General features: G+C 73.2%; 19 protein-coding genes. 12 read left to right on the top strand and 7 right to left on the bottom strand.

The annotated features are described in order from the left end of the window. Nucleotides 1–65: 65 nt before the first annotated feature. Both AB0B72_RS17070 and AB0B72_RS17065 read right to left on the bottom strand, forming a co-directional pair. The gene (locus AB0B72_RS17070) at nucleotides 66–878 is read right to left on the bottom strand and encodes an inositol monophosphatase family protein (protein WP_367739735.1); all 813 of its coding nucleotides are present in this window, start codon (nucleotides 876–878) and stop codon (nucleotides 66–68) included. A gap of 85 nt (nucleotides 879–963) precedes the next feature. Continuing rightward, on the bottom strand, nucleotides 964–2,943 hold the full coding sequence (locus AB0B72_RS17065) for a prolyl oligopeptidase family serine peptidase (RefSeq protein WP_367739734.1): 1,980 nt from the start codon (nucleotides 2,941–2,943) through the stop codon (nucleotides 964–966). A gap of 102 nt (nucleotides 2,944–3,045) precedes the next feature. Between AB0B72_RS17065 and AB0B72_RS17060 the strand changes: the two genes are divergently transcribed. Continuing rightward, complete coding sequence (locus AB0B72_RS17060; RefSeq protein ID WP_367739733.1) at nucleotides 3,046–4,023, top strand: ferrochelatase; 978 nt, start codon at nucleotides 3,046–3,048, stop codon at nucleotides 4,021–4,023. A 17-nt stretch (nucleotides 4,024–4,040) separates the two neighbouring features. On the opposite strand, the gene AB0B72_RS17055 is transcribed toward AB0B72_RS17060, so the two are convergent. Next, the gene (locus AB0B72_RS17055) at nucleotides 4,041–5,192 is read right to left on the bottom strand and encodes a lytic transglycosylase domain-containing protein (RefSeq protein ID WP_367739732.1); all 1,152 of its coding nucleotides are present in this window, start codon (nucleotides 5,190–5,192) and stop codon (nucleotides 4,041–4,043) included. 180 nt (nucleotides 5,193–5,372) lie between these two features. Between AB0B72_RS17055 and AB0B72_RS17050 the strand changes: the two genes are divergently transcribed. The 8 genes from AB0B72_RS17050 (at nucleotide 5,373) to AB0B72_RS17015 (ending at nucleotide 13,291) form a co-directional block, all read left to right on the top strand. Continuing rightward, nucleotides 5,373–6,569: an MFS transporter gene (locus AB0B72_RS17050; RefSeq protein WP_367739731.1), complete on the top strand. Its 1,197-nt coding sequence runs from the start codon at nucleotides 5,373–5,375 to the stop codon at nucleotides 6,567–6,569. A gap of 60 nt (nucleotides 6,570–6,629) precedes the next feature. Next, entirely contained in the window at nucleotides 6,630–7,922 is a 1,293-nt protein-coding gene (locus tag AB0B72_RS17045) for a D-arabinono-1,4-lactone oxidase (protein WP_367739730.1), read from the top strand. Between the two features lie 548 nt (nucleotides 7,923–8,470). Continuing rightward, complete coding sequence (gene sepH, locus AB0B72_RS17040; RefSeq protein WP_367739729.1) at nucleotides 8,471–10,843, top strand: septation protein SepH; 2,373 nt, start codon at nucleotides 8,471–8,473, stop codon at nucleotides 10,841–10,843. 173 nt (nucleotides 10,844–11,016) lie between these two features. Next, the gene (locus tag AB0B72_RS17035) at nucleotides 11,017–11,343 is read left to right on the top strand and encodes a DUF4342 domain-containing protein (protein ID WP_367739728.1); all 327 of its coding nucleotides are present in this window, start codon (nucleotides 11,017–11,019) and stop codon (nucleotides 11,341–11,343) included. Nucleotides 11,344–11,449: 106 nt separating this feature from the next. Next, on the top strand, nucleotides 11,450–11,638 hold the full coding sequence (locus AB0B72_RS17030; RefSeq protein WP_367739727.1) for a hypothetical protein: 189 nt from the start codon (nucleotides 11,450–11,452) through the stop codon (nucleotides 11,636–11,638). A gap of 34 nt (nucleotides 11,639–11,672) precedes the next feature. Further along, the gene (locus tag AB0B72_RS17025; protein ID WP_367739726.1) at nucleotides 11,673–11,843 is read left to right on the top strand and encodes a hypothetical protein; all 171 of its coding nucleotides are present in this window, start codon (nucleotides 11,673–11,675) and stop codon (nucleotides 11,841–11,843) included. A gap of 169 nt (nucleotides 11,844–12,012) precedes the next feature. Then, nucleotides 12,013–12,855, top strand: coding sequence for an SDR family NAD(P)-dependent oxidoreductase (locus AB0B72_RS17020; protein WP_367739724.1), 843 nt, complete (start codon nucleotides 12,013–12,015; stop codon nucleotides 12,853–12,855). A 19-nt stretch (nucleotides 12,856–12,874) separates the two neighbouring features. After that, nucleotides 12,875–13,291, top strand: coding sequence for an ester cyclase (locus AB0B72_RS17015; RefSeq protein WP_367739723.1), 417 nt, complete (start codon nucleotides 12,875–12,877; stop codon nucleotides 13,289–13,291). Nucleotides 13,292–13,340: 49 nt separating this feature from the next. Here the strand turns inward: AB0B72_RS17015 and AB0B72_RS17010 are convergent, their stop codons facing one another. Next, the gene (locus AB0B72_RS17010) at nucleotides 13,341–14,342 is read right to left on the bottom strand and encodes a zinc-dependent alcohol dehydrogenase family protein (RefSeq protein ID WP_367739722.1); all 1,002 of its coding nucleotides are present in this window, start codon (nucleotides 14,340–14,342) and stop codon (nucleotides 13,341–13,343) included. A 117-nt stretch (nucleotides 14,343–14,459) separates the two neighbouring features. On the opposite strand from AB0B72_RS17010, the gene AB0B72_RS17005 reads away from it, so the two are divergent. Then, nucleotides 14,460–15,032 carry a CGNR zinc finger domain-containing protein gene (locus tag AB0B72_RS17005; RefSeq protein ID WP_367739721.1) on the top strand — a complete coding sequence of 191 codons (573 nt, stop codon included), beginning with the start codon at nucleotides 14,460–14,462 and terminating at the stop codon, nucleotides 15,030–15,032. Between the two features lie 203 nt (nucleotides 15,033–15,235). Here the strand turns inward: AB0B72_RS17005 and AB0B72_RS17000 are convergent, their stop codons facing one another. Together AB0B72_RS17000 and AB0B72_RS16995 are read right to left on the bottom strand one after the other, a co-directional pair. Further along, complete coding sequence (locus AB0B72_RS17000) at nucleotides 15,236–16,849, bottom strand: PH domain-containing protein (protein WP_367739720.1); 1,614 nt, start codon at nucleotides 16,847–16,849, stop codon at nucleotides 15,236–15,238. Further along, nucleotides 16,846–17,355, bottom strand: a complete 510-nt coding sequence (locus tag AB0B72_RS16995) for a PH domain-containing protein (RefSeq protein WP_367739719.1) — start codon at nucleotides 17,353–17,355, stop codon at nucleotides 16,846–16,848. The genes AB0B72_RS17000 and AB0B72_RS16995 overlap by 4 nt, the downstream gene beginning before the upstream one ends. Nucleotides 17,356–17,520: 165 nt before the next feature. On the opposite strand from AB0B72_RS16995, the gene AB0B72_RS16990 reads away from it, so the two are divergent. Together AB0B72_RS16990 and AB0B72_RS16985 are read left to right on the top strand one after the other, a co-directional pair. Beyond that, nucleotides 17,521–18,507 (top strand): ATP-binding cassette domain-containing protein, encoded by a 987-nt coding sequence (locus tag AB0B72_RS16990; protein ID WP_367739718.1) that lies wholly within the window; start codon nucleotides 17,521–17,523, stop codon nucleotides 18,505–18,507. A gap of 148 nt (nucleotides 18,508–18,655) precedes the next feature. Beyond that, nucleotides 18,656–19,468 (top strand): ABC transporter permease, encoded by an 813-nt coding sequence (locus tag AB0B72_RS16985; protein ID WP_367739717.1) that lies wholly within the window; start codon nucleotides 18,656–18,658, stop codon nucleotides 19,466–19,468. Nucleotides 19,469–19,602: 134 nt separating this feature from the next. Here the strand turns inward: AB0B72_RS16985 and AB0B72_RS16980 are convergent, their stop codons facing one another. Next, nucleotides 19,603–23,052: a BTAD domain-containing putative transcriptional regulator gene (locus AB0B72_RS16980; protein WP_367739716.1), complete on the bottom strand. Its 3,450-nt coding sequence runs from the start codon at nucleotides 23,050–23,052 to the stop codon at nucleotides 19,603–19,605. Nucleotides 23,053–23,057: the final 5 nt, after the last annotated feature.

Raw genomic sequence — 23,057 nt, 5'->3', positions numbered from 1 at the left:
AACGCGGGGTCCTGCCTACGGGCGGACCCCGCGTCGCGTTTCACGCGAGTCGGTCGCTTTGGGGATCAGCCGCGTTCGGGGTCGAGGGTCGCGAGCAGGTCGTGCAGGTCCTCGAAGAGCCCCGGCGCGGCGCACATCGTGAGGCCGGGACTGGCCGGCTTGCCGTGCAGGCCGCCGAACCGGGCGCCCGCCTCGACGGCGATCAGGCCCGCCGCGGCGAAGTCCCAGTAGTTCGGGCCGCGCTCGTAGTAGGCGTCCACCCGCCCGGCGGCCACCGCGCACATGTCGATCGCGGCCGATCCGCCCCGCCTGATGTCCCGCACCCGCGGCAGCACCTGGGCCAGCACCTCCGCCTGGACGCGCCGCCGATCGGCCCCGTAGCCGAAGCCGGTGGACACCAGGGCCCTGTCCAGCGGCACGCCGGTGTTGCACCGCAGCCGCTCACCGGCCAGCCACGCTCCCCCGCCGCGGTGGGCGGTGAACAGCTCACCCCGGGGCACGTTGTTGACCACCCCCGCGACGATCTCGCCGTCCACCTCGACGCCGATGCTCACCGCCCAGTCGGGCAGGCCGTACAGGAAGTTGACGGTGCCGTCGATCGGGTCGACGATCCAGCGCACCGAGCCCTCCCCGGGGGTGTCGCCGCCCTCCTCGCCCAGGATCGCGTCGTACGGCCTGGCCTGCCCGACGCGGGCGCGGATCAGCTCCTCGGCGGCGCGGTCGAGCGCGGTCACGACGTCGGTCGGGCTCGACTTGGTCGCCAGCACCTCCGGCCGCGCCGGGCGCTTGGCCAGGAGCATCGCACCGGCCTCCTCCGCGATCTCCACGGCGAGCTCCAGCAGCGCGGAAGCGCCGGGCTCCCCGCCCCGTTCAGCCATCGTGACCTGCCCCCTCATCGTCGACGATCACGCGGACGCGTGCCGTGGTCATCCAACGCTCACCCGGGTGAGCGGTAGCCGGTGCTCATCCAAGGGACGACGGCCGCGCCCACTCCTCGCCCAGGACGTGGTGCGCGAGGAAGGCCAGCACCGTCTCGTACCAGGCGACCGCGTTGCCGGGCTTGAGCACCCAGTGGTTCTCGTCCGGGAAGTAGAGGAACTTCGACTCGACCCCGGAGCGCTGCAGATCCCACCACAGCCGCAGGCCCTCGCCGATCGGCACCCGGTAGTCCTTGTCCCCGTGGATCACCAGCATCGGCGTCGTGATCCGGTCGAGCGAGCGGTGCGGCGACAGCTGCTCGTAGCGCTCCGAGCCGGGGGCGCCGAACTCCCGCTGCCAGTACATCGAGGCGTCGGTCGTCCCGGCGAACTGGTCGAGGTTCCACAGGGAGGCGTGGGTCACGATGGCCTGGAACCGGTCGGTGTGCCCGGCGATCCAGTTGGCCATGTAACCGCCGAACGACCCGCCCATCGCGGCGATCCGCTGGTCGTCGATCTCCGGCAGCTTCAGGCACTCGTCGGTGACGGCCATCAGGTCGGCGTGGGTGACGGGCCCCCACTTGCCCCAGCCCCTGTCGATCATGGACTGGCCGTACCCGGTGGACATGCAGGGATCGGGCAGGAGGACGGCGTAGCCCCGGCTCGCCATGATCCAGGGGTTCCAGCGCCAGCTCCAGTCGTTCCAGCTCCCCACCGGCCCGCCGTGGATCCACAGCAGGAACGGCGCCGGGCTCTCCGCCGTGGCCCCCTCGGGGAGGACCAGCCAGGCCCGGATCCGCGTGCCGTCCTCGGCGACCGCGCTCACCTCGGTCAGCGTGCCGGGCAGGTCGAGCCGCGGGGTGGGCGAGGGCAGCGTGGTCACCGTGCCGTCGGCGGAGATCCGCACCGGCAGCGGCGGCGAGTCGACGGCGCTCCGCAGCGCGTAGAGCGAGCCGTCGGGCGCCGGGCAGAGCTGCTGGTACGCCCCGTCGTCCGGGGTGACACGGGTGACGGCGCCGTCGAGGGAGACGCGGAAGACCGGACGCCGTCCCTCGTGGTCGGCGGCGACCAGCAGCTCCTCCGAGGAGGGCGTCCAGGCCACGTCCATGGGGAACAGCTCGCCGCCGAGGGCCCTGCCCTCGCCGGTGGCCAGCTCGACCACCCACAGTTCAAGGCTGATCGCCACCTCGCCCGTGGCGTGCCGCTCCCGGGTGCAGGCGACGTGGCGCCCGTCGGGCGACACCTTCACCGGGCCGCCGAAATCGTGCCCTTCCGAGGACGCCAGCGTGCGGCGGGAGCCGTCCGCCACGTCGACGGCGACCAGTTCCCACCGCGACTCGCCCTTCGGGAGGCTGACGCGCCAGGTCGTGATCAGCGTGGAGCCGTCCGGCGTCAGGTCGAACGCCATGTGCTCGTCGAGGGCGCCGTCCGCGTCGGGCGTCAGGTCGCGTACGCCGTCGAGCCCGTCACCTGTGGGCCCCTTCGCCGCGAACAGCCGGGTCCCGGCCGGGCCGAGGTCGTGGTCCCAGTAGCGGACCGGATAGCCCTCATGGAGGATCGCCGAGATCCCGGCGTCCTTGCGGGCCTTGCGGCGCTCCTCCTCGGTGTCGGCGTCACCGGGCAGCACCTGGGCCGCGTACACGACCGTGCCGCCGGCGGCGGCCACGCCGCCGATGCCGCCGGGCCGTGTCGCCACGCGCAGCGGCTCGCCGCGCCCGGGGAGCAGCCACAGAGCCGGCACCTCCTCGCCGGAGTCCTTCACCGTCTCGTCCGGCCGCCGGGAGACGAACAGCACGCTTCCGTCCGGGGCGAACTCGGCGCCCCCCTCGCCCTTCGCCGACCGGGTCAGCCTGCGCGGCTCCCCGCCGGGGTCGAGGGGGATGTCCCAGAGCGCCGTGCCGTACGCCGTGCCGTCCGGGGTGAGGGATTGGACCACCGAGACGAGCTGAGCACCGTCGGGCGAGAGCCGCAGCGACACCAGGCGCGGCAGGGCGACGTATCCATTGATATCCGGAAATTGGCTCACCTGGTCGAACCTACCTGCATCGACACGCCGGACCCAACGGCCGGCCCGCGTGTCGCGAACCGGAGGAGGGGCCGGGCCACCGCCCGCGTAGGGTGGTGGGTCATGGGGATCACCACGGGGTACGACGCTCTGCTCGTCGTCTCGTTCGGCGGGCCGGAGAAGCCCGAGGACGTCATGCCCTTCCTGGAGAACGTGGTCCGGGGGCGTGGAGTGCCGCGTGACCGGCTGCTGGAGGTCGAGGGGCACTACCAGGGGTTCGGCGGGGTCAGCCCGATCAACCAGCAGTGCCGCGACCTGATCGCCGCGCTCGACGTCGGCCTGCCCGTCTACTGGGGCAACCGGAACTGGCACCCCTTCCTGGAGGACACCGTCCGGCGGATGAAGGACGACGGGGTCGTCAAGGCGGCCGCGTTCGTCACGGCGGCCTACAGCTCCTACTCGAGTTGCAGGCAGTACCTCGACGACATCGCCCGCGCCCGGGCCGCCGTCCCCGGCGCGCCCGAGATCGTCAAGTTGCGGCACTACTACGACCATCCCGGCTTCGTCGCGGCGATGGCGGACCACACGCGGGAGGCCCTCGGCAGGCTCCCCGCATCCGTGCGGGAGGACGCCAGGCTCGTCTTCACCGCGCACAGCATCCCCGTCTCCATGGCCCGCACGGCCGGCCCCCGGGGCGGGGCGTACGAGGCGCAGCTCAGGCGCGCGGCCGAGCTGGTCACCGCGCAGGTGGACCACGGGCGCCCCTGGGACCTGGTCTGGCAGAGCCGCAGCGGCCCGCCGCACGTCCCGTGGCTGGAGCCCGACGTCTGCGACCACCTGGAGGCGCTCCACGCAGGCGGCGTGCCGGCGGCCGTCCTGGTGCCCATCGGCTTCGTGTCCGACCACATGGAGGTCGTCTACGACCTCGACGTGGAGGCCGCGGCCACGGCTGACAAGCTCGGCATGGCCCTCACCAGGGCGGCCACCGCGGGAACCCACCCCAGGTTCGTCTCCATGGTGAGCGAGCTGCTGGCCGAGCCGGAGCCCGCGCCGTGCCCGGCGGGCTGCTGCCCCGCCCCCGTACGGCCCGCCCGCCCCTGAGCCCCGCCGGCCCGGCCCTACTGGTCGTACGTGCGGGCGTAGGCGTCGGCGAGCGACAGGACCTTGTTCACGTAGTCCCAGGAGTGGTTGTAGAACCACACCGACTTCCTGAGCTTCTCGCCGCCGAGCCCGCCGCCGTTCGCGCACAGGTACTTGGCCGCGGACGGCACGGCGTCGTAGGCGCTCCAGATGTCGGCGATCCCGTCGCCGTCGCCGTCCACGCCGTACGCCTTCCAGGTGCTCGGCATGAACTGCATCGGCCCGAGCGCGCCCGCGGACGAGGGGCCGTTGTTGCGGCCGTGGCCGCTCTCCACCTGGCCGATGGCGGCGAGCACGGTCCACGACAGCCCCGGGCAGACCGCCGCGGCGCGATGGTAGAGCTCCAGATAGCTCTCCGGCCGCCCGACCAGCGCCGGCCCCGGGGGCGGTGAAGGCGCCCGTGGCGCCGCGGGCCTGCCCACCGTGACCACCTGGGCCTTGGGGCCGAGCAGGTGCTCCACACCGCGCTTGTCGAGGGTGTCCGAGTCTCCGTGGATCAGGACGACGACGCCGGTCGCGAAGCCGAGCCGCCTCCCGAGGTCCTTGCTGATCAGGCCGTCGACGCCGGGGAGACCCAGGGAGGCCGAGGCCGCGACCCTGAGCCGGGGGCCGCCGTCGAGCTGGTACACCGCGCCGAGGACCATGCCGAGGCGCTTGATCGTCCCACCGTCGGCCACGAACTCGCCCCGGGCCAGTGCGCTCCAGACCTCCGGATGCTCGGCGACCGTCTTCGGCGTCCACGAGCGGAACTGGGCCGGGTCGACGGCGAGCAGCTGCAGGGCCGTGCCGGACACGCGGACCGTGCCGCCGTCGGTCGCGGCGACCTTCTGCACGTGCTTGAGGCGGGCGATCTTCCGCAGCGTCCTGGCCGGCACCTTCGCCGAGGAGATCGCCAGGAGGTGGGGCGGGGTCACCTGGACGCCCGGGCCGCCGGCCACCGGCGAGCTGGAGGGCAACGTGGAGTCGGGCACCAGCGTGGCCGCGGGGGTCGGCCGGGCGGCCTCCACGCCGGTGCCGCCCTCGGCCTGGGAGATCAGGACGGTGCTTCCCAGCGCGATGACAGCCGTGATCAAAACGGCCAGCCCGGTCACGATCGTACGAAGCGACGTGAACGCGGGAAGAGGGCGCACGCGGCTCACGTTAAACCCTTCACCCCAAAGACGGAAAAATCACTTGCCACACCATAGGGCTGTGCGCGAGGGTCGACGAGGAGAAATTCGCCGTCCGCGCGCCACGGGGAAGAACGCCCCCGGGGCCGCCGCCGCTTCGACCGGCCGGCCCGGACGCACTAGGTGCCGAAGGGAACGTACATGGTCGGGCCGTATCGAGGGCTCTTCGGCGCGCCTGGAGTCAAAGGCTTCGTCATCGCCGGCTTCGTGGGGCGGGCGCCGATGTCGATGCTCGGCATCGGGATCGTGCTCCTGGTGTCCGCGCTGACCGGGTCGTACGCCACGGCGGGCGCCGTCGCCGCGATCGTCTCGCTCGCCTACGCCGCGGCCGCCCCGCTGTCGGGCCGTCTGGTCGACCGGTTCGGCCAGGCGAGGGTGCTCGTCCCGTTCGTGTTCCTGCACGGCGCCTCGCTCACCGGGCTGATGCTGTGCGCGCACGCCCACGCCGCCCAGTGGACCCTGTACGCCACCGGCGTGGCCGCCGGGGCGACCGCCACCTCGCTCGGGTCGATGGTCCGGGCCCGCTGGTCGTACGTGCTGGACGACCCTTCCAAGCTGCACATCGCCTTCTCGTTCGAGTCCGTGGCCGACGAGGTGATCTTCGTCGGCGGGCCCGCCTTCGTCACCGCGCTCACCACCTGGATCAACCCGTACGCCGGGATCATCGCCACGATCGTGCTCACCGTGGCGGGCACGCTGGCGTTCGCCGCCCTCCGCGGCACCGAGCCCCCCGCCGTACGGCACCGCGGCGACGCGGGCTCGCCCATCGCCATCCCCGGCGTGGCGCTGCTGTCCGCCGTCTTCCTCGCCATGGGCGCGGTGTTCGGCTCGATCGACATCATCACGGTGGCGTTCGCCGACGAGCACGGCAGCAAGGCGTCCGCCGGGCTCCTGCTCGCCTCGATCGCCGCCGGCAGCATGGTCTCCGGCCTCTGGTACGGCTCCCGCGACTGGAAGATCAGCCTGCGCGGGCGGTTCGTCCGGGGGCTGGCCCTGTTCGCCGCCGGGCTGACGCCGGTGCTGCTCATGGACGACCTGCGGGCGATGGCGGTGGCGCTGTTCTTCGCCGGCCTGTCCATCTCCCCCACCCTCATCACGGGCTTCTCCATGGTCGAGCGGCTGGTCCCGGCCGCGCAGCTCACCGAGGGCATGGCGTGGATCTCGACGTCCATCGGGTTCGGCGTGGCCGTCGGGGCCTGGGCGGGGGGCCGGCTGACCGATCTCCACGGCGCGTCCAACGCCTACGGCTTCTCCTACGTCTGCGCGCTGCTCGCCGTGGCGGTGGGCGTCGGCGGCTCCGCCCTGGTCCGGGCCGAGCGGCGCCCCCACAGGCCGTAGGCAACCGGCCCCGCCTATGAGTAGTGTTCATGTTCGGGCGGGACAACCGCCGGGAGGAGCATGGACACCTTCGTCAACTGGGCGCGCAACCAGTCCGTGACGCCGTCGGAGATCCGCACGCCGGCCTCGGCGGCCGAGGTCGCGGACGCCGTGCGCACCGCGGCCAAGACGGGACGACGCGTCCGCATGGTCGGCACCGGGCACTCCTTCACCGGTGTCGCCCTGACCGACGGCATCCTGCTGCGGCCCGGCGGGCTGACCGGGATCCTCGGCGCGGGTGACGGATGGGTGAAGGTGGCCGCGGGCACGCCGCTCGGCGCGCTCAACGAGGAGCTCGACCGGCGCGGGCTCGCCCTGGCGAACATGGGCGACATCACCGCCCAGACGGTCGCGGGCGCGATCCAGACCGGCACCCACGGCACCGGGAGGCACGTCGGCGGCCTCGCCGACCAGGTCACCGAGCTGGAGATGGTCCTCGCCGACGGCTCGGCGGCGACCGTGCGCGACGGCGACCTGTTCGGCGCCGCCCGCGTCGGCCTCGGCGCGCTCGGCGTCCTCACCGCGGTGACGCTCCGGGTGGAGCCGTCGTTCCTCCTGCGCAACCGGCGCGACCCGATGCCGTTCAGCGCGATCCTGGAGTCGCTCGACGAGCTGACCGGGGGCAACGACCATCTCGACTTCTTCTGGCTGCCGCACACCGACACCTGCCTGGTCAAGCGGAACAACCGCTCCCCCGGCCCGGCGCGGCCCCCGGCGGCGTTCAAGCGCTGGCTCGACAACGTCTTCCTGGAGAACACGCTCTTCGGCGCCGCCTGCCGGGCCGGCGCCCGCTTCCCCGGGGCCGTCCCCCGGATCAACGCCGTCTCCGCGAGCGCTCTGACCGCGTCGGAGTGCGTGGACGCGTCGTACAAGATCTTCACGTCGGTGCGCGAGGTGCGGTTCCTGGAGATGGAGTACGCCGTGCCGCGCCAGCACCTGGCCCAGGCCCTGCGCGAGACCAGGGACCTCGTCGAGCGGTCCGGATGGGCGATCACCTTCCCGGTGGAGGTGCGGGTGACGCCGCCGTCGGACGCCTGGCTGTCCACCGCGTACGGCAGGCCCTCCGCGTACATCGCCTGCCACGTCTACCGGCGGACGCCCAACCCGGAGTACTTCGCGGGCGTCGAGGAGATCATGACCCGGCTCGGCGGCCGTCCCCACTGGGGGAAGCTGCACACCCGCGACGCGGCCTACCTCCGCACCGTCTACCCGAGGTTCGCCGAGTTCGTGGCGCTGCGCGACAAGCTCGACCCGGAGCGCCTTTTCGCCAACGATTACCTCGACCGGGTGCTCGGCGCGTCGCGGGAGGCGTAGCCCCATGGCCGCGTAAAGTCCCTCTCCACGGTCCGGCTTCCCCCGCGTGTCGCGTTGCCCCCGTCCGGTCCCGGGCGGGCACATTGCGGTGCACGGGCCACGCATGAGCCCGGCGCGCCACTCGACCCCGAGGGAGCAAGCACGCATGAGACCCTCCCGCAGGTCCGCCCGCACGGCCCGTCAGACGGCCGTGGCGGCGACCCCGGTGATCGCGGCGGCGACCGCGCGGCCGGGGCCACGGACGGACGGGCGACGGGCGCGCACCACATGAGGAGACACGACCCTCGCTCTCGCCTCCTGGACCGGACCGGGGACGGCATGCCGCCGCGCCCGGCCGTCCCGGCTGTCCCGGCCCTGTGGCCGTTCCCACGCGACCGGGAGGTTGCGGCATGGTGAACGTCAGGAATGTGACCGGGGTCACAACGTCTGCCTCGCCCCCTGGCGAGGCGATGTTCGGACATGCCGGGTACGGTGCTGGAAGGCAACCGGTTCACGCGAGAGACTCAAGGGTCCGGGGGAAGACAGAGCACGACGACGAAGGGACTCGCATGCAGGAGCTCCGTCTCGTCGCGGTGAGTGAGGACGGCTCGTATCTCGTCCTGGCGACGGCCGGGCGGGGCACGCGCTTCACCCTGCCCGTCGACGACCGGCTCCGTGCTGCGGTCCGCGGCAACTTCTCCCGTCTCGGCCAGTACGAGATCGAAGTGGAGAGTCCGTTGCGACCCAAGGAGATCCAGGCGCGCATCCGTGCCGGCGAGACCGCGGAGGAGATCGCGGCCACCGCCGGCATCCCGGTGGAGAGGGTCCGCTGGTTCGAGGGGCCGGTTCTCCAGGAGCGTGAGTACATGGCCCAGCAGGCGCAGCGCGCCTCCATCCGGATGCCGGGGGAGAACACCCCCGGCCCCACGCTGGGCGAGCTGGTCGCCGAGCGGCTGACCCGGCGCGGGGTGCCCGCCGACGAGATCGACTGGGACTCCTGCAAGCGCGACGACAACCTGTGGCGGGTCCGGCTCGGCTTCGTCTGGAACGGTCACACCCGCCACGCGGAGTGGCTGTTCGACCCCCGCCGCCGCCACATCACGCCCAACGACGACGAGTCGCTGCGCCTGTCGGCCGGCGAGTACGTGGAGCCCGACAGGGACGACACGACCGTGCGCCCCTTCATGCCCCGGCTCGCCTCCAAGCTCGTCCCCGTGCCTCCGCTGCCCGACGCGCCGTCCGCCTGGGCGGAGCCCACCGTACGGCAGCCCGCGAGCCGGGACGAGACCGCCTTCGACCTGCCCTCCGCGCGGCAGGAGCCGATGCGCGCCGAGCCCGCGGCCTACGCCGAGCCCGCCGTACGGCATGAGCAGGCCCGGAACGAGCCCGCCCGGGGCGAAGGGGGCAGGAACGAGGCGGTCAGGGGCCAGTCGGTGAGGGGTGAGCCTGCCCCCAACGCCGAGCCGCCCGCATGGCCGAACCCGTCGTACCGTCCCGGCCCCACCGCGTGGCAGGAGCCGGAAGGCCGTTCCGAGCCTCGGCGGGAGCGGCAGGAGAGCCGTTCCGAGCTTCCGCGGGAGGAGCCGGCCGCGCATCGGCCCCCGCTCACCCCTGTGCCGTTCCGCCTCCCGGAGTCTCTGATCCAGCCCGCCGACACGGGCGATCACCGCGTGCGGTCCGCCGACGGGACTCGTGCCGAGCCCACCGAGCCCACCGCGCCCACTGAGGCGACCCGCGTCGAGCCCGTCGGCGCGGGCGTTTCGCGCGTTGAGGACACGCCTGAGCACGCCGGCGCGTCTCGCATCGAGGACACCCGCGCTCCGTCCGCATCGGCGCCGGAGCCGGTTTCCACCCCAACGCCTTCCACCTCAGCGCCTTCCACCTCAGCGCCAGAGCCGGCCTCCGAGCCCGCGCGGCCCTCCGCCGCCGTGTCACCCGATGTGCCGCCGGCCGTCTCCGCCGCGCCGCGCGCCGACGATCCTCCGCGTGAGCCGAGCCGTGCCGCTGACAAGGCCTCGGACGAGGTCCGTCCGGGCGGCGATGTCGCCGGCAACGTGCAGGACGTCCGCGCGGCGGCCGCCGAGGCGAGCACAGCCCACCGGGAGCGCGCCACGACTGCCGCCACCGACGGCGCAGCGAAGCAGCGGGCGGAGAACGAAGGCGCCACGATCGCGGATGTCGAGCCCGCTGAGGACTCCCGACCGGCGGCCACCGCTACCGGCACGGTGAGCAAGGACGCCGCCCCGGCCCCGCAGGAGGAGGATGCCGCGACGGCCGTCACCCCCTCCACTGGCACCGCGTCCCCCGGTGGGTCCGAGGCCTCTGCTCCGGCGGGGCCCTCGGACTCGGCGCAGGTCGCCGTCCCGGCCCAGGTGAGCCAGTCCTCGGCCGCCACTGCCGAGCCCTCTGAAGCCGGGGCGAGCCCCGAGCCCGCCGCCGCACCTCAGGCTTCGGCGGTGAAGACCGAGGGCAAGTCCGAGGCCGTACGGGACGACAGGAGCGCCACGAAGGAGACGGCGGCTGCGTCCGCGGGCTCGAAGAGCGACCGCCCTGCCGAGCGGGACACGGACGACGCCGGTGAAGGCGGCAAGACCGCCACGGAGGGCTCCTCCGCCGGCGACGCCGGTGAGTCTCCGGCCGGGGCCCCGGTCACCGCTGCGCCCGCGCCCGCGGCCGCCCCTGCTCCCGTCCCGCCCGCTCCACGGCCCGTGCCGAGGCCCGCTCCCCGGCCCGCCGCCGCCACCGCTTCCGCCCGCGCCGCGGACGACCTGAAGGAAGCGGCTCGCGAGGCGGCCAAGGACGGCTCCACGGACGCCAAGCCTGAGCCGGCCGCTCCCCCGGTGCCGAAGCCGGCTCCTCCGAGGCCCCGCAAGGGGCGTGGCCGCCGGGCGTCGGTGCCCACGTGGGACGAGATCATGTTCGGCGCCCGCAAGCCGGACTGACCTGCGCGTCTAGACATCGGCAGCGGCCGGCGCGGACATCCGCGCCGGCCGTCGAGTTCTCGCGCGGCGGAGAACGAGGCCGTCCGCCATCATCCGGGGGACCTTCGGCCCCACTCTTCGACAGCGCTCGTGAGGGATGCTGAGATCACGAGCGATCGTAAGGGAGGCCCTACATGACGGTCACCAAGGAAGAAGTCCGGGTCCGCGGAACCGAACTCGCCGACAAGATCAAGCAGCTCATTCACGAGGGCAACGTCCGCCGGGTCATCGTGCGGAACCCCCAGGGCCACACCGTGCTGGAGGTCCCCGTGGCGGTGGGCGTGGTGGCGTTCATCGCCGCTCCAGTCGTCACCGCCGTCGCCGCCATCGCCGCTCTCGCGGCGGAATGGCCCATCGAGATCCAGCGCCTGACGCCGGAGGAGCCGCCCGCGCCTCCCCTCACAGCGGCCGTCGAGGCCGAGGCCGAAGGTGGCGACGAAGTGGTCACCACCGCCCGGTGACGGCCCACTCCGTGCGGCGATGCGGAAGACCGCATCGCCGCACCCGGCCCCACGGGCCGGCGCTCGCCGCCCTCGTGTGAACCGGAACCGGCCCGCTGGAACGATCTTGCCTTGGTGCGGTTCCGGATCGGGCGGCAGCTCGCCGCGGCACGTCGACGAGGACGGCCGGGGCTACGCCACGATGCTCCGGGCCCGGGGAGCGCAGGCCGCCGCCCTGCGCGACCAGTCGGCCGCCAGCCGCCAGGCCACACGGCAGGCACTGGCCGCCGCCCGCGCCCGCCTCGCCGCGCGCTGACCGTGCTTCTCTCCCGTGCGGCAACACCGCGATCATGCACCACAAGACGCTGTACGTTCCGGAGCCGGCCGGCCCGATGCGCTTCAGGAACGAGTTCCTCACCGTGGCCGGCGCGCCGAACCGGACGATCGTCCTCATGATCCCGGACGATCCGGAGCGGTTCCGGGCAGCCTTCAACGCCGACCCGCGCCGCCGCGCCGCGTGATGATCCGCGGGTTATCGGAGACCGCTCTCGCGTAATGGTCTAGACAACAACCATCTTTACGGCCGTGGATGACGCGTGCCAGAACGGTAAGCGTCAAATATATCCAGACACTTACTTAGTGGGTGAATCACGCGCGCCGGCCGACCCCGGCGCGGGGAAAGGAGGATCAATGAGTGTCTGGTTCATCACCGGCGCTTCCCGCGGACTCGGTGCGCACCTCACCGGTGAAGCACTACGCCGAGGTCACCAGGTGGTCGCCGCCGCTCGCCGTCCGGAGGCGGTGCGCGAGTCCTTCTCGCACGCCGGCGACGACCTGCTCACGGTGGCGCTGGACGTCACCCGCGAAGGGCAGGCCGCCGACGCGGCCCAGGCGGCGATCGAGCGGTTCGGCCGCATCGACGTGCTGGTCAACAACGCCGGATCGGGGCTGCTCGGTGCGGTGGAGGAGTCGGCCGACGACGAGGTCCGCGATCAGTACGCCGTCAACGTGTTCGGCCTGCTGGCCGTCGTCCGGGCGGTCGCGCCGCAGATGCGCCGCCAGCGTGCCGGTCACATCCTCAACATCAGTTCCCTCCTCGGCATCATCGGGCTGCCGGGGTACGGCGTGTACAGCTCGACGAAGTTCGCGGTGGAGGGTCTCACCGACGCGCTGCACACCGAGCTGACGCCGTTCGGGGTCGGGGTCACGGCCGTGGAACTCGGTTACTTCCGTACGGACTTCGTCAAAGACAACAGCCTCCGTCGTACTGCTGCGTCCCTCGATGCGTACGCCAGTGGGCCGGTCGCCGAGATCCGGCGGAGCACTGCGACGTTCGTGCAGCCCGGCGACCCGGCCAAGGCCGCGAGCGCGCTCATCGACGTGGTCGAGTCGGGTCGCGCGCCGATACGGCTGCCCCTGGGGCGGGACACGATCCAGAACATCGAGGCCAAGATCGCCAACCTCCAGCAGGAGCTCGGCGACTGGCGCGAGGTGGCCGAGAACACCGATCACGACGACGTCCCGGCGTCCTGAGCAGGCAGGAGCGAGAACGATGAGCGAAGAGTCCACCAACACCGAGGTTCTGCGTCGATTCGTCGACGCGTTCAACAACCGGGATGCCGGCGCGTACGACGCGCTGCTCGCCGCGGACGTCGTCGACCACCACCTCCCGCCTGGCATGCCGGCCGGGCGGGACGGGATCACCACGTTCGTGTCCGGGCTCTGGACGACGTTCGACGCTGGCATCACCGTCGACGAGCTGGTCGCGTCCGGAGACGTGATCGCCTGCCGGTGGACGTTCGCCGGCACGCAGATCGGCGAGTTCGCCGGGATTGCCGCCTCCGGACGACGGTTCTCCGTCCCAATCATGACGTTCGATCGGTTCGCCGACGGACGGATCGTCGAGCGCTGGGAGGCCTTCGACAGCGCCGAGCTGCTGCGGCAGCTCAGCCCTGTACCGGCGGTCTGATCACCACGCCGGCTGGCCGGTCAGCCGACCGGCCAGCCGGGTCGCGGAATCAGGCGGTCTGCTGCGGGGCGAACAGGACCTTGCCGGAACGCTCCTGCTGGCCGGCGTGGGCGAGCGCCTCCCGGTACCGGCTCAGCGGGTAGGTCGCCTCCACTGTCGCGCTGATCGCACCCTCGGCGACGAGCTCGGCGAGCTCGGTGTAGATCCGCTCCAGCTCGGCCCGCGGGGTGTCGCGGATCCAGTTGAGGATGAAGAAGGCGCGCAGCGAGATGCCCCGATAGATCAGGTCGCCGAGCGGCAGGACCGGCGACTGCCCGGTCGCCGCGGAGAAGGTCACCACGCTGCCGCCGGCCTCCACCGAACGGATCAGCTCACCGACCTGCTCCGAGCCGCCAGCACCCTCGAACAGCAGGCGGAGCTGGCTGCCACCCAGCGCGGCGGCGACCCGGTCACCGAGGTCCGCTCCTTCGACGAGTACGACGTCGGCGCCGAGCTCACGTACCCGCTTGGCGGCCTCCTCGCGACGGACGACGGCGAGGGTCTTGATGCCGCGCCGCTTCGCGAGGGCGATGACGTACTGGCCGACACCGGAGTTGGCCAGGTTCAGCCCGATCCAGTCGCCCGGCTTCAGGTCGGCATAGTCGGTCAGCAGGGCGTACGCCGTGGCCGGGTTGACCGGAAGCATGGCGAGCTGCAGCGGGTCCGCGTTTTCGGTCACCGCGATGACGTTGCGGGCCGGCACGACCACCTTGTCCGCCCAGGTGCCCTGAACGAAGGTCGGCAGGATGATCACGCGACGCCCGACCAGATTCGCGTCGGCGGCCGAGCCCGCCTGGAGCACTCGGCCGGTTCCCTCGGCGCCGAGCGCGTTCGGAACCTGCGGGTAGACACCAAACCAGCCGAGCTGGAAGAGCAGGTCGGCGGGGTTGATCGGGGCGGCGTCGACCGCGACGAGGACGTCCTCGTCGCCGACGGTCAGGTCCGTGTCCTGGCTGAGCTGCACGGTCTCGTTGGGGTCGCCGCCGACGGCGGTGAGGAACAGGTGACTCATGGAGGCTCCTTGGTGCGATGTAAGCGACTATATGCTGTTGACGCTTACTTTGTAGCACGCACACCAGGGCCTGTAAAGGCCTTTGCCGTTTAGACCATTTCCGCGTACGCTTCACGCATGGGTACGCACGAGTCGCCAGCAGCAACGGAGCCAAAGGTGCCGGCCCGCGCCGCGGGCATCGTGGCGCTGCTCAACACGCGCCCCCACGCCACCCCGACGCTGCCGGACACCCTCGACGACCCGGCGACAGCCGCCGAGGTGCTGGCCGCGTTCGGGCAGCCGGCCGGCGTGACGTTGACACCCCATCAACTCGACCGAATCCGCGCCGTACGCACCGATCTCATGGCGGTCGTCGGCGCGGCCGACCCGGAGCACACGGAACGGGGTTGGACGAACCTCAGCGCCGATGTCTCCGACGCCACCTTCCGTCAGGTCTTCTCGGCGCGCGGCGAGGCCCGGCTGGAACAGGTCTCCGGCGACCACATCGTCGGCCGGATCGCGCTGGACGTGGCGGAACTGGTCCGCGACAACACGTGGTCGCGCATCCGCGCCTGCGCCAATGAACAGTGCCGGCACGTTTTCTACGACACGACCCGAAGCCGTACGCAACGGTGGGATTCGTACGAGACCTGCGGCAACCGGGTGAACGTGGCCGCGCACCGGGCGCGGAGCAGCCGGTCGCACGCCTGACGCGGCGCCTACCCGGCCTTTCGACCGGCGGCGAACCCCAGCGCCGGTGGACGGGTGAGTTGCGACAGGAAGGTCTCGGTGGGCCTCGCCTCGCCTCCCTCTTCCGACCTGACACGGGCCGGAGGCATCCGGCAGCCGGTGCGGCGGGGTTGAGGCGTCAGGCGTCTTTTCCCCGCGTGGCTCCGCAGCGTGGAGAAGGGTTCTCAGCCATGGGAGGAGCGGCCTCCCGGTGAAGGGTCGGCGAGGAAGGGACCGAGCCAGTCGGGGGTGACCTCGGCGGCGAAGCCGACGCCCTGCGCCTCTCCCGTGTCGATCGCGGCGTAGCCGCCCCCGCCCGCGCCGACTCCCGCGACCACGGTGAGCAGCCCCGCCTGCCGCTGGAACACCGTCTGGCGAAGCGTCCAGCCGACGACGGCGCGGCCCTCCAGCACCGTCTGGGCCCGGCGGACCGATCCCGAGCGGACCGACAGCCGCGCCCCGTCGAAGGCGTGCCCGAGACTGCGGTAGCGGTCGAGCCCGAGCGGCACTCCGACTCCGGCGACCAGCAGGGCGGCGAGCGCGACCACGGCCCAGCCGAGCAGGAGGGCGACGACGGCCAGGGCGAGCCACGGCGCGACGGCCCTGAACAGCCGGCGGCGGCGCGCCTGCCGCGGGTGGGGCCGCAGCGGCACGGTGAACGGCCCGACGGCGTCGGCGGCGACCCGCGCGGCGAAGGCCCTGGGCGTCACCGGGAGCAGCTGGCCGCGCGTCTCCGAGTCACCGAGTCCGGTCACCAGAGCCCACAGCCTGACGACCCCCGCCCAGCGCTCGATCAGGCCGTCGACCAGCTCGTACCCCCGCACCCTGCGGCTCTCCAGGGAGACCGCCCTACGGGTGAGCAGGCCCCTCTCCGCCACGAGGTAGCCGTCGCGGGAGCGCAGGGTGAAGTCCCAGTGGAGGACGGCGTACATCACGCCGCCCACGAACGGCATGGCGAGCACGAGCAGCGCGGCGGCGGCGGCCAGCAGGTAGGGATGGTTCCACGCCCAGGCGAGCGCCTGCTTGGCCGTGCGCTCGGTCAGGCCGAACTCCTCTCCCCACTGGAAGATCAGGCCGACCGCGCCGGCGGCCAGCGCGAACGGCGTGAGCAAGTAGGCCCCGGAGAGCGGGCCGTACCTGAGCCATGTCCGGGGCACCCGCGCGAGGATCCGCCCGGACGCACCGGACGCACCGGAAGGTCCGGGCGTGGGAACGGCGGGCGAGACGGCGCCGCCTGTGGTGGCCGCTCCGCCCGTGCCGCCGGTGGTCACCCCCGCCCCCTCCGTCGTACCGGCGGGGTGCGGGTGACGGCGGGCGAGCAGGACGGCGCGCAGCGCCTCCGCCTGCTCCATCGTCACCGCGTCGAGGACGCCTTCCTGCTCGCCGCCCCCGGCACCGGTGTCGATCTTGAGGACGGCCAGTCGCAGCAGCCGGTGGAGGGGCGGCGCGGTCACGTCGACGCCGCGGATCCGCTCCAGCGGGATCGTGCGCACCGAGCGGCTCACGAACGCGCGGGTCAGCTCCAGGCGGTCGCCGACGATCCGGTACGTGAACGTCGCCCACCGGACGGTCGCGTAGATCACGGAGCCGGCCACACCGAACGCGGCCCACCCGAACGACGCGGGTGAGAAGCCCCCGGCGACCAGCACCCCCGCCAGCGGCAGCATGAGCGAGGGCAGCAGGCGGATCGGGTCGATCAGCAGGACGCGCGGGCTCAACCGCGCGCCTCCCCGCCCGTACGGCTCCCGCCCCGGCCCGGCCGGAGCGGGCGGGAAGGGATGTGAGGGGGGCGCGGTCACGTCGCGTCGTCCCTGAGCTCCTCGGCCCGCCGCGCCAGCTCCTCCGCGAGGTGGGCGGCGACCGCGCCGTCGAGCCCCTTGATGGTGGACGACCCGGCGTGCGAGGCGGTCCTGATCTCCACGGTGGCCAGCCGGAGGGCCCGCTCGAACCATCCCTGCGCCGTGTCCACCGTCTGGATGCGGCTCACCGGCACGAACACCCATTCCCTGCTCAGCCAGCCCGACCGCGCGTACACCACGTCGCCGGACAGCTCCCAGCGGTGTACGGCGTACCGCCACAGGGGCTCGACGACCACCAGCGGCGCCATCACGACGCCGACGACGACGGGCAGCAGCCACGCGTGCTCGGTCAACCCGCCGGGCAGCACGTCCCAGCCGCCGAGCGCCCAGGCGGCCACCGTCGCGCCACCGACCAGCAGGACGAACCCGATCAGGGCCTCGATCAGCCACAGCGCGATGGCACGCCGCGACACAGGGTGGGCCGGATCGCGGAGCGGACCTGTCACACCGTCCACCCTAAGAGATCGAGCCCCCTGAGATCCGGCCCCCTGAGATCCGGCCCCCTGAAGATCGGGGAAGGCCGTCAGCGATCTGTCAGCGGCCGGGCCGGGGGCTCAGTGCTCTGTCAGTGGCGCCGGTGACACTTTCGGTGACGTGACAGGGGAGAGCCGATGACATATGCGATCCAGGCCGACGGCCTGGTCAAACATTACGGGCAGACGAAGGCGCTCGACGGGGTGGACCTCGAGGTGTCCCCGGGCAGCCTGGTGGGAGTGCTGGGGCCCAACGGCGCCGGGAAGACCACGGCGGTCCGGATCCTCGCGACGCTTCTGCGACCTGACGGGGGCAGGGCGCGGGTGCACGGGTTCGACGTCGTACGGCAGGCGCACCAGGTGCGGTCGCTGATCGCGCTGACCGGGCAGTACGCGGCGGTCGACGAGGCGCTGACCGGCGTGGAGAACCTGATGATGATCGGCCGCCTGCTCGACATGCCGAGGGCCGGCGCGAGGCGCCGGGCGGCCGAGCTGCTCGACCGCTTCGACCTGACCGACGCGGGCGGCCGGGCCGCCAAGACGTACTCGGGCGGCATGCGCCGCAGGCTCGACCTCGCGGCGAGCATCGTGGGCCGCCCGCGTGTGCTCTTCCTCGACGAGCCGACGACCGGCCTCGACCCGCGCAGCCGCACCGAGCTGTGGGGTGTCGTGCGCGGGCTCCAGAGCGACGGGACGACCGTGCTGCTCACCACGCAGTACCTGGAGGAGGCCGACCAGCTCGCCGACGAGATCGTGGTGTTCGACCAGGGAAAGGTCATCGCGCGCGGCACCTCCGGCGAGCTGAAGGCGGCGGCCGGGGGTCAGGTGCTCGACGTGCGGCCCGTCGAGGCCGCCCATCTCGGCCGCGTCGAGCGGGTGGTGGGCGAGGTGCTGGGCGTGGCGCCGGACACCGTCGGCGGGCAGGTGACGGCGGCCGTCCACGACCCCTCGATGGTGCCCGTGATCGTCCGGCGGCTCGACGACCTTGGGGTGGTGGCGTCGGAGCTGTCCCTTCGCAAGGCCAGCCTCGACGAGGTGTTCCTGGCGCTGACCGGGCACCGCGCGGAGGACGTGGCACCGGAGCGGGACGCCGGCGCGGGCGCGCGGCCGGAGGTTCCCGCGTGAGCCCCCGGAGCCGGGGACGCGGCGAACCGCCCGCTCGCTCCGGCCGGGCCGGGCCGCGATCGGCTGCGGGCGTGCTTGCGCGGCCCTGGTCGCGGCGTACGGCCGGGGCGGGCGCAGACATGAGACGCACCGATGGCGAGGAGAGACGATGACCACGATCACCGAGGCCGCGCCGGGAGCCGGCCTGTCCCCGAGGGTCACGCCGGTGGCGGCGATCCGCCACATCGCGACGCTGGCCTGGCGGAGCCTGGTGCAGATCAAGCACAACCCGATGGAGCTGCTCGACCTCAGCGTCCAGCCGGTCATGTTCCTCCTCCTTTTCACGTACGTGTTCGGCGGGGCGATCGCGGGGTCGACCGGCGACTACCTGCAGTTCGCGCTGCCCGGGATCGTGGCCCAGAACATGCTGTTCGCCAGCCTGACCACGGCGGTGGGGCTGAACACCGACATCACCAAAGGGGTCTTCGACCGGCTGCGCAGCCTGCCGATCAGCCGGGTGGCGCCGCTGGCCGGCCGGGTGGTCGCCGACACGCTGAAGCAGGCCTGGGCGTTCGCGCTGTTCATCGTCCTCGGCCTGATCCTGGGCTTCCGGGTGCACACCGGCGTCACCGGCGTCTTCGGGGCACTTGCCCTTCTGCTGGCCTTCGCGCTCGCGATGTCGTGGCCGGCGGTGCTGCTCGGCCTCAAGGTCTCCGAGCCGGAGAAGGTGCAGATCCTCATGTTCTCGCTGATGATGCCGATCACCTTCACCAGCAACGCCTTCGTCCCCACCGACACGCTGCCCTCATGGCTGCGGAGGTGGGTCGAGATCAACCCGGTGAGCCACCTCGCCGATGCCGTCCGGGGGCTGCTCAGCGGCGGCCCGGTGGCGTCCGACGCGATCACGTCGCTGCTGTGGGCGGCCGGGATCGCGCTGGTCTTCGCCCCGCTCGCGGTCCGCGCGCTGCGCACGCGCGTCTGACCGGCCCGCCTCCCGCGCACGGGAGGGAGCGGACAGGAGGAGGGCGGACAGGAGGAGGGCGGACAGGAGGAGGGCGGGCAAGGGAAGCCCAGGCAAAGGAAGCGCGGGCAAGGGGAGCCCGGGCAGGGGCCGGGTCACATTGGTGTCTGGGCCGCCAGGGCGACGACCTCCTCGCGAGGCATGGCGCGACCGCGCTCGTGGCACCGGGAGAACTCCCCGGCCCCGAGCGCGGTCTTCGCGGCCTCGGTGATGCGGACCTGGTCGAAGCCCACGACGTCGAAGAACCCGCTGATGGCAGCCGCTCCTCCCAGCAGCACGGCGGCCATGGCATGGTCGCCTGCCTGGACGGCGAGCGCGGCGTACCCCAGGACCACCTGTCCGAGGACAGGCCCGTCCCGCGTCTCGGCCGCGAGGCTCAGCGCCTCGTCGTGCAGCCGCCGGGCGCTTCCCAGGTCGCCCTCCTGCTCGGTCAGCATGCCGAGCGACGACCGGATCGACGCCTCGAACTGGCGGGGCACCCCACCCCAGTCGCCGAGCAGCCGTAAAGCGTCGAGATAGTGCCGGCGGGCGGCGTCGAAGTCGCCCTCCGCTCGGGCGAAATCACCGCGGACGTGCCGGACACCGGCCATCCCCACCACGTCACCCGTGGAGTCGCACAGCTCCTGCGTCTCGTCCAGCGCGGCCACCGCGGCCTCTCGCCGGCCGGTCGCGCTGAGCGCCATCGCCATCCGGGTGCGCATGTACGGAGTGTCCTCGACCGCGCCGACCTCGTTCACCAGCTCGATGGCCTCCTGCATGAGAGGGATGGAGGCCGCGACGTCCCCCCGCATGCCGCCGACCTCCGCGAGGGCCGCCAGGGAGTTGCCCACCCCCCACCGATCCCCGACCGTCCGGAACAGCTCAAGGGCGATCCGGATGTCGGCTTCGCCCTCCGCCGCTCGTCCGGCGTTGAGGTGGAGGTGGCCACGGAACATGTGAGCGACGGCCTTGAGCCACGGGTCGGGCTGGTCGAGCAGCTCCTCCAGGTAGGGCTCGGCATCGGAGTCGTGGCCGAGGAACCGGGCGATGACGGGCGGGGCCATCGCCACCAGCGGATGCGGCGCCTCCCGTCCGACGCGCCGCGCCGCCTCGGCCGCCGCCTCCAGGCTCTCCCTGCCCCGGTCCCAGTTCCCCGCCCCTCCCCCGATCCAGGTGATGCCGTACATCGCGTGCGCCAGGGCGAGCCTGGCCGGATCGGCCCCCTCCGCCATCTTGATCACCTGCGCCGCCCGCTGGGCGGCCTCGGCCCGATGCCCCACCAGCCACCAGTACCAGCCGAGCCCGCCGACCAGCCGCACCGCGAGATCGGTCTCCTTCGCCTCGATCGCCCAGGCCAGTGCCGACGACAAGTTGTCGTGCTCGGCGGACAGCCGCGCCAGCCATTCGACCTGCTCGGCGCGGCGCAGGTACGGCTCGGCCGTCTCCGCGAGATCGACGAAGAAGCGGGCGTACGCGAGCCGGACGGCCCGCTCCTCCCCCGACTCGGCGAGCCGCTCGGCGGCGTAGGCGCGGATGGTCTCCAGCATGCGGTAGCGGCCACCCTCGAACACCACGAGGCACTTGTCGACGAGCCTGCCGAGCACGTCCAGCTCGCCGCCCACCGCCTCCGCCGCCTCCAGCGTGGCGCCGCCGGCGAAGACGGCCAGCCGCGCGGCGAGATCGCGCTCCTCCTGGCCGAGCAGGTCCCAGCTCCACTCGACGACCGCCCGCAGAGTGCGGTGGCGCGGCATCGCCGTACGGCTCCCGCCGGTGAGCAGGCGGAACCGGTCGCCGAGCCGGTCGGCGATCTGGGCGGCCGACAGGCTGCGCAGGCGGGCGGCGGCGAGCTCGATGGCGAGCGGCATGCCGTCGAGCTCACGGCAGACGCGCTCGACGGCGGCCCGCTCCTCCTCCGCCCGGTAGCCGGGGCGGGCGGCCGCCGCCCGGTCGGCGAACAGCCGGACGGCGTGCTCCAGGCCGAGCGGCCGGACCGGCCACAGCGTCTCGCCCGTGATGCCAAGGGGCTCGCGGCTGGTCGCCAGGATCCGCACACCGGGACATTCCGCGAGCACCCGATCGGCGAGCACCGCCGCCGCCTCGACGACGTGCTCGCAGTTGTCCAGCACGAGCAGCATGCCGCGGGCCGCCAGCGCCGTCACGAGGCGTCCGGTGGCGTCGAGCTCTCCCGCCTGCTCACCCATATGCTCACCTGCGGGCTCCCCCACCGGCCGAGGATCGGGCGCTCGGCCCGCCGCGGCGCCGGGTGCGTGACCGGGTGGCGGACCCGCTCCGGGGTCCGGCCCGTGCCCTGCCGCATGACGCGCCGGGAGAGCCGCCGCGGGATCCGGCGCGGGATACGCGTGAAGGGCTCCGGGGCGGGCGGGCATCAGGCCGGGATCACGCAGGCCGAGCGCGGACAGAGCCGTCTGGGCGACCTCAGCGGGATCGCGCAGCGACGCCAGCTCGATCAGCCACACCCCGTCCGGCATCCGCGCCGAGACGGCGTCGGCCGACTCGACCGCGAGCCTGGTCTTCCCCGCCCCGCCCGGCCCGAGCAGGGTGACCAGGCGGTTGGCGGCGAGCAGCTCGGCGGCCGTGGCCACGTCCTCCTCCCGCCCGACGAAGCTGGTCAGGCGCGCCCGCAGGTTTCCCTTGGCCGGCCGAGACGGCTCCGGTGCCGGCTCCGCCAGCCCCTCCGCTGGCCCCTCCGGCGTCCTGTGTGGCGGGCGCCGCTCGTGGGGGGCCGTCCCCTCGCGTACGCCGCCGGGGTGCGAGAGCCGTACGGGATCGGAAGGGGGGACGACGCCATCGCGGACCGGCAGCGCGGGGTCGCGGCGGAGTATGGCGAGGTGCAGGCGGGCCAGTGCGGGAGAAGGGTCGGCGCCGAGCTGGTCGGCGAACGCGGCGCGGGCGTCCTCGTAGGCCGCGAGCGCCTCCACCTGCCGGCCGGAGGCGTAGAGCGCCCGCATGAGCTGTCCGCGCAGCCGCTCGCGCAGCGGATGCGCGGCGACGAGGAGGCTGAGCTCGGCGGCGAGGCCCGCGTCGCGGCCGAGGGCCAGCTCGGCCTCGATCCGGTCCTCGACGGCGGCGATCCGCAGCTCCTCCAGGCGGGCCACCTCCGTCCCGCCTCCCGGCAGGTCGGTCAGCGGGGCACCGCGCCACAGGCCGAGGGCCTGGGCGAGGATGGCGGCGGCGCGGGCCGCGTCGCCCTCGGACAGGGCCACCCGGCCCTCCCGCGCCATACGGGTGAAGACGTGCAGGTCCACCTGGCCCGGGGGGACCGCGAGCCGGTAGCCGGACGGCCCCCCGACCACCAGCTCCCGGCCGACGGCCGCGCGGAGCCGGGAGACAAGCGCCTGGAGGGCGTTGCCGACGCCGTTCGGGGACCGGCCGTCCCACACGCCGGCGACCAGGGCCTCCGTCCCGACCGTGCGGCCCGCGTCGAGCAGCAGCAGTGTCAGCAGGGCGCGCAGCCGCCGCCCACCGACGTCGACGAGCCGGCCGTCCCGGCGCACCTCAAGTGGGCCGAGGACGGCGAAGCTCACGCTCCCGCCCATCCCGTCCATGCATC

It is taken from the genome of Microbispora sp. NPDC049125 (assembly GCF_040802045.1).
Classification (GTDB): Bacteria; Actinomycetota; Actinomycetes; order Streptosporangiales; family Streptosporangiaceae; genus Microbispora.
Note: the sequence above shows the minus strand (reverse complement) of the source record. Positions and strands in the feature narration are given on the sequence as shown.

What these genes read in the sequence shown, in the direction of transcription:
- AB0B72_RS17070 (WP_367739735.1), bottom strand. Translation starts at nt 878, where the DNA reads ATGGCTGAACGGGGCGGGGAGCCCGGCGCTTCCGCGCTGCTGGAGCTC.
- AB0B72_RS17060 (WP_367739733.1), top strand. Translation starts at nt 3,046, where the DNA reads ATGGGGATCACCACGGGGTACGACGCTCTGCTCGTCGTCTCGTTCGGC.
- AB0B72_RS17050 (WP_367739731.1), top strand. Translation starts at nt 5,373, where the DNA reads ATGGTCGGGCCGTATCGAGGGCTCTTCGGCGCGCCTGGAGTCAAAGGC.
- AB0B72_RS17045 (WP_367739730.1), top strand. Translation starts at nt 6,630, where the DNA reads ATGGACACCTTCGTCAACTGGGCGCGCAACCAGTCCGTGACGCCGTCG.
- sepH (WP_367739729.1), top strand. Translation starts at nt 8,471, where the DNA reads ATGCAGGAGCTCCGTCTCGTCGCGGTGAGTGAGGACGGCTCGTATCTC.
- AB0B72_RS17035 (WP_367739728.1), top strand. Translation starts at nt 11,017, where the DNA reads ATGACGGTCACCAAGGAAGAAGTCCGGGTCCGCGGAACCGAACTCGCC.
- AB0B72_RS17025 (WP_367739726.1), top strand. Translation starts at nt 11,673, where the DNA reads ATGCACCACAAGACGCTGTACGTTCCGGAGCCGGCCGGCCCGATGCGC.
- AB0B72_RS17020 (WP_367739724.1), top strand. Translation starts at nt 12,013, where the DNA reads ATGAGTGTCTGGTTCATCACCGGCGCTTCCCGCGGACTCGGTGCGCAC.
- AB0B72_RS17015 (WP_367739723.1), top strand. Translation starts at nt 12,875, where the DNA reads ATGAGCGAAGAGTCCACCAACACCGAGGTTCTGCGTCGATTCGTCGAC.
- AB0B72_RS17010 (WP_367739722.1), bottom strand. Translation starts at nt 14,342, where the DNA reads ATGAGTCACCTGTTCCTCACCGCCGTCGGCGGCGACCCCAACGAGACC.
- AB0B72_RS17005 (WP_367739721.1), top strand. Translation starts at nt 14,460, where the DNA reads ATGGGTACGCACGAGTCGCCAGCAGCAACGGAGCCAAAGGTGCCGGCC.
- AB0B72_RS16990 (WP_367739718.1), top strand. Translation starts at nt 17,521, where the DNA reads ATGACATATGCGATCCAGGCCGACGGCCTGGTCAAACATTACGGGCAG.
- AB0B72_RS16985 (WP_367739717.1), top strand. Translation starts at nt 18,656, where the DNA reads ATGACCACGATCACCGAGGCCGCGCCGGGAGCCGGCCTGTCCCCGAGG.
- AB0B72_RS16980 (WP_367739716.1), bottom strand. Translation starts at nt 23,052, where the DNA reads ATGGACGGGATGGGCGGGAGCGTGAGCTTCGCCGTCCTCGGCCCACTT.